Origin of the sequence: Sphingomonas sp. Ant20, assembly GCF_000783375.1 — a bacterium.
Classification (GTDB): Bacteria; Pseudomonadota; Alphaproteobacteria; order Sphingomonadales; family Sphingomonadaceae; genus Sphingomonas; species Sphingomonas aerolata.
Map to the genome: position 1 here is coordinate 1 of NZ_JRVI01000161.1, position 4,595 is coordinate 4,595.

Here is a 4,595-nt window from a genome sequence, read left to right on the forward strand (position 1 = left end):
TCACGCGCCCGCCCGCGACCACGCCGCCCAGCACCATCGCCGACGCGCCCGTCCCGTGATCGGTGCCGCCGGTCCCGTTGACCGCGACGGTCCGCCCGAACTCGGTCGCGACAAGGACCATCGTCTCCGCCCAAAGCGGACCGAGCCCCGTCTGCAACGCGCCGATCATCGCATCGAGGCCCTTCAGCAGCGCGGCTAGGCGCCCGCGCTGGCCGGCATGCGTGTCCCAGCCGCCGGTCTCGATCATCGCGATGCGGGCGCCGTTCGCCGGCGCGATCAGGCGCGCGGCGAGCGTACCCGTCGCCGCCGCATTCTGGCCGTTCGCCTGCGCGAGATCGCTGGTCAGGCTCCGCGTCGCCATCGCCTCGCTCCACAGGCCATGAGCTGTGCGTCGCCCTGATACAGCATCGCGACGCGCTGGAGCAGGTCGCGGACGCATCGGGCAGGTTCGACGGCGCATAGGAGGCGACCTCCCGCCGGCCGCGCAGCGCCATCGGCACGGTCGCGGCGACCGCGATGCCGCGCGCGGAGTCCGCGGGCAGCAGGTCGAGCAGGCGATTGAGCCAGCCGTCCTTGACCTGATAGGCGGTGGCGCCGCCCGTCTCGAGGACGTTCTGCCCATCGAATGCGATCGGTCGCGATAGGGGGACGCGATCGCATGCGCGAACACCGCCTCCTTGCGCGCATAGAGGCCAGCGGTCGTCGCCAGCGCGGGATGCAATGCGAACAGGCCGTCGAGCCTGGTGCCCGACGCGACGTCGGCGGCGAGATCGCCGCGGCGCCCGCGAAGGCCGGGTCGCCGATCGCACCGATCGTCCCCAGCCCGTCGGCCGCGCCACGCTGGATGATGAAGACGAACCGCCTGGCGGTGGCGGCGCGGGCAAAGGCCATGCGCGGTGCAAAGGCGCCGGCGAGGCCGCCGAGCATGGCGGAAGTGATGACGTGGCGACGATCGAGCATGGCTTATCTCCGCATCGATTCGGGTGCGACGAGCAGCAGCGCGAGCGCCTGCCCGGGGCTTTCGGCGCGCGCCAGCGCCTCGGTCGTGGCGGCGCTCACCGATCCGGGGAACAGCGTCGCCGCCAGTCTGCGGGCATCGATCGCCCCGCCCGCGCGCGACGCGAACCGCTCCGCCGCCTCGACCCGGCGCATCACCGCATCCGGCCCCGCCCAACTCGCGGCGATATCATCATAGCCGGCCGGCTGTCCGGGCTTCCACACCGGCTGGCCGAGCTGAGTCAGCAGGCCGGCGATCGCGCCGGCTGAACGGTCGTCATGCCCAGCGCGCGCATCGCCGCGATCGACCATTCCCAGGGCGTATTAAATTTCACCGGCGTCTCGATCCAGGCCTCGGGCGATGCGATCAGCGCGCGGTACACGCTCGGCAGGTCGCCGCCCGTCTCGAGGAAGGCGGCCCGCAAGCGCGCGACCATCGCCGGCGGCGGCACGTCACCGGCGAAATGCCGGGCAAGCTTGGTCGCGACATGCGTCGCGGTCGCCGGGTTCACCGCCAGGTCGCGCAAAACAGCCCGCGCCTGGTCCTCGCCATCCTCGCCATAGCGTTTGCCGAGCACGGTCCGCACGCCAGGTTCGTGGACCGCCGCCGCGAACCGGAACCGCCCCGCCGGGCCCTGATCCCGTCCGTCGCCACGCCCGAGGCCCGCTACCGTCCACCCCGTCATCGCTCGCGCGAGTTCGGTGACGTCGTCCTGACCATAGCCGGTGCGCACCCCCAGCGTGTGCAGTTCGAGGATCTCGCGCGCGAGGTTTTCGTTCAGCCCGACCTTGCGCCCGCCCCGCGCCGCGACCCGCATGCCGAGCGCGCTGTTCGGTCCGACCGATACCGCTTGGTCGAGATAGAGCAGCATTGCCGGGTGCCGTTCGACCGCCGCCAGCATGTCGCCGAACCGGCCCAGCACATGTGGCCGGATCGCCTCGAACTCGAGCGTCCCCGCCAGCCCGACCACCGTCAGCCGGTCGGCCGACACCGCAAAGTGATTCGCCCAGAAATGCACGAGCCGCTCGACGAACGGGGTCTGCGTGGTGAGCGCGGCGATCGCGCGGGCGGCAACCGCAGCGCCATAATCGTCCCGCGCCTGCTTCCCCATCGCCTGCCGTGCGGCCCGCACCGCGTCGCTGCGCACCGGCGGTGTCGCCGACGCGGTGCGCATGGCATCCGGCGGCGGTGCGGCCGCGCGAGCCGCGCGCTGCGCCTGTTGATAGCTGGCAAGATCGGCGGCAACACGCGCGCTGTCAGGGGCGGCGGCAATCGCCGGCGGGCGGATCGCAAACGCCGGCATCTGCGCCGATAGCCAGTCCCTGCCGTTACCGACCACCTCGTCGGGTCGCGCACCAATTCCGAACCGGTTCAATGCGATGCTCGCCTGGGTCATCCGTCATCTCCTGCAGTCTGGTCCTAGCCCGGGAGTGTCGCAGGATTATGCCAATCGCGGCGAATGGTTGCCGTGCACGCCGTGCAAGTGCGACGGACTCCTTTGCAATTGCTGCTTATGCTGCACCGCAATATCTTCAGGGCATCAAAGCTGGGTGACCACCCGATTGCGCCCGGTACGATCTTCACTGCGGAGCACATATCATGCGCAAGACCGTATACGTCCTCGCCGCCGCGGCGGCCGCCCTCACCTCGACGATCGGCATGGCCAAGGAAGCCAAGCAGTCCTTCGAGTATGAAGGCAGCACCTATGTCTACACCAGCAGCGTCGAGAACGGCCGCCAGGTCATCAACGGCCGCCGATTCCCGTCGGGCCAGGCGTTTCACCTGATCGTGCGCGGCGACCGCGTGTCGGGTACGGCGGGCGGCGTGCCGGTCGCCTTCGCGACGACCGAAGCATCGGGCGCGGCCGGCGGTATCGCCGCCGTCGCACGCTAAGACACTGGCGGCTCAGCCGATTTCGCGTGGACATTGATCCCGCGAAATCGGCCGGGCTTCAGAACCCCTCCGGGCAGATCGATCGGCCCGACCAGCTCGCGGTAGCGCGAGATGGCATAGCGATCGGTCATGCCGGCGATGAAGTCGGCGATGTGCCGGCTGCGATCCGGATCCGCCTCGGGCAGGCGGTCGCGCCATTCCTCGGGGATCGTGCCGGGATCGTCGCGATAGATCGCGAACAGCCCAGTCACGATCCCGTATGCGGCATCCGCCGCGGCAATCTGGCGCGGATGATGATACAGGTTCGCGTACATGAACCGCTTCAGATCGCGCTCTTCCTCGCGCATCGAGTCGGAGAACCCCACCAGGCATTCACCCGCGTCGCGCACGTCCTCGACGCTGGTGACACCGCTTGCCGCAATCCGGCGGCGTGTCTCGGCGATCAGGTCGTTGGCCATCGTGCCAATCTGCGAGCGCACCAGTTCACCCATCAGCCGCTTCGGCTCGACATCGGGGAAGCGTGCGCAGGTATCGTCCCAGCCGCGCGCAATCAGCGGGACCGCCATCAGTTGGTCGAGCGTCAGCAATCCCGCGCGCAGCCCGTCGTCAATGTCGTGATTGTCATAGGCGATGTCGTCGGCGATTGCCGCGACCTGCGCCTCGAGCGACGAGAAGCTCGTCAGCGCAAGATCGAAGGCCGAGTCCGCCACGCGCAGCGCCCAGCCGGGATGGCGGACGGGGCCATTATGCTTGGCCAGCCCTTCGAGCGTTTCCCAGGTCAGGTTCAGCCCGTTCCAGCGCGGATAGGGACGCTCGATCTCGGTGAGCGTCCGCAGCGTGTGGCCATTATGGTCGAACCCGCCCTGCCCGGTCAGCGCGATCTTGAGCGCATCCTCGCCGGCATGACCGAACGGCGGATGGCCGATGTCATGCGCCAGGCACAGCGCCTCCGTCAGATCCTCGTTGAGCGCGAGCGTGCGCGCGACCGCACGGCCGATCTGCGCGACCTCGAGACTATGGGTCAGCCTGACGCGGAAATGATCGCCGTCGGGCGCCATGAAGACCTGTGTCTTGTGGCGCAGCCGGCGAAAGCTGATCGAGTGGATGATCCGGTCGCGATCACGCTGGAACGCGTCGCGCGGGCCGCGGACGGTCCCGTTCTGTTCCTCGTGAAGCCGACCTTTGCTTCGCGCCGGGTCCGAAGCCCAGGGCGCACGCGCGCTCACTTGGCGGGCAACTTCGTGACGACCTGACCGGCATCGCTGGTGAAGGAGAAGGTCGAGACGCCCTCCTTGGCGAGCGCATTGACGAAGGTCCGCGCCTCCGCGGCGGTCTTGAACGGCCCCGCCAGCACGCGGTTCGTTGCGCCCCACGGCGCCGTCCAGCCGCCGCGCGTTCCGACGACCGTCGGCGCCTTCGCCTTCACACCCTTCCACGCCTTGGGCAGGTCACCCTCGGTCGCGCCGGTCGACACCTGGACCCAGATGCGTTCGGGGTTGGCGCGCGCGATCCGCTTCTCTTCTGCCGCTGCCTTGTCGGCGATCGCCTTCTTCTCGGCGGCGGCCTTCTTCTCGGCGGCAATCTTCTTGTCGGCGATCGCCTTGCGGTCGGCGATCTTCTTGTCCGCCGCCAGCTTCGCGCGTGCCGCCTTCGCATCCGCGAGCCGGGTCGCAGCCAGCGCCGCCTCCTGGGCGGCGGTATCGCG

At 69.5% G+C, this 4,595-nt stretch carries 5 protein-coding genes and 1 pseudogene; 1 reads left to right on the forward strand and 5 read right to left on the reverse strand.

Going from position 1 to position 4,595, the window contains the following annotated elements; all coding sequences use genetic code 11:
• The 3 genes and pseudogenes from NI18_RS16490 to NI18_RS16495 all read right to left on the reverse strand — a co-directional run.
• A pseudogene (locus NI18_RS16490) lies at nucleotides 1-960 on the reverse strand (DUF1501 domain-containing protein); the annotation flags it as partial.
• Nucleotides 961-963: 3 nt separating this feature from the next.
• Nucleotides 964-1,308, reverse strand: a complete 345-nt coding sequence (locus NI18_RS28105) for a DUF1800 family protein (protein ID WP_347574874.1) — start codon at nucleotides 1,306-1,308, stop codon at nucleotides 964-966.
• Complete coding sequence (locus tag NI18_RS16495; RefSeq protein WP_347574875.1) at nucleotides 1,239-2,393, reverse strand: DUF1800 domain-containing protein; 1,155 nt, start codon at nucleotides 2,391-2,393, stop codon at nucleotides 1,239-1,241. Before NI18_RS16495 ends, NI18_RS28105 begins: the two co-directional genes overlap by 70 nt.
• A gap of 203 nt (nucleotides 2,394-2,596) precedes the next feature.
• Between NI18_RS16495 and NI18_RS16500 the strand changes: the two genes are divergently transcribed.
• A complete protein-coding gene (locus NI18_RS16500; protein ID WP_037531548.1) occupies nucleotides 2,597-2,890 on the forward strand; it encodes a hypothetical protein in 294 nt (97 codons plus the stop codon).
• On the opposite strand, the gene NI18_RS16505 is transcribed toward NI18_RS16500, so the two are convergent.
• The gene (locus tag NI18_RS16505) at nucleotides 2,887-4,116 is read right to left on the reverse strand and encodes a deoxyguanosinetriphosphate triphosphohydrolase (RefSeq protein WP_084215256.1); all 1,230 of its coding nucleotides are present in this window, start codon (nucleotides 4,114-4,116) and stop codon (nucleotides 2,887-2,889) included. The two genes, NI18_RS16500 and NI18_RS16505, sit on opposite strands and share 4 nt — an antisense overlap.
• A partial coding sequence (locus tag NI18_RS16510) for an SPOR domain-containing protein (protein WP_037531549.1) occupies nucleotides 4,113-4,595 on the reverse strand: 483 nt, incomplete at its 5' end. The genes NI18_RS16505 and NI18_RS16510, both read right to left, overlap by 4 nt.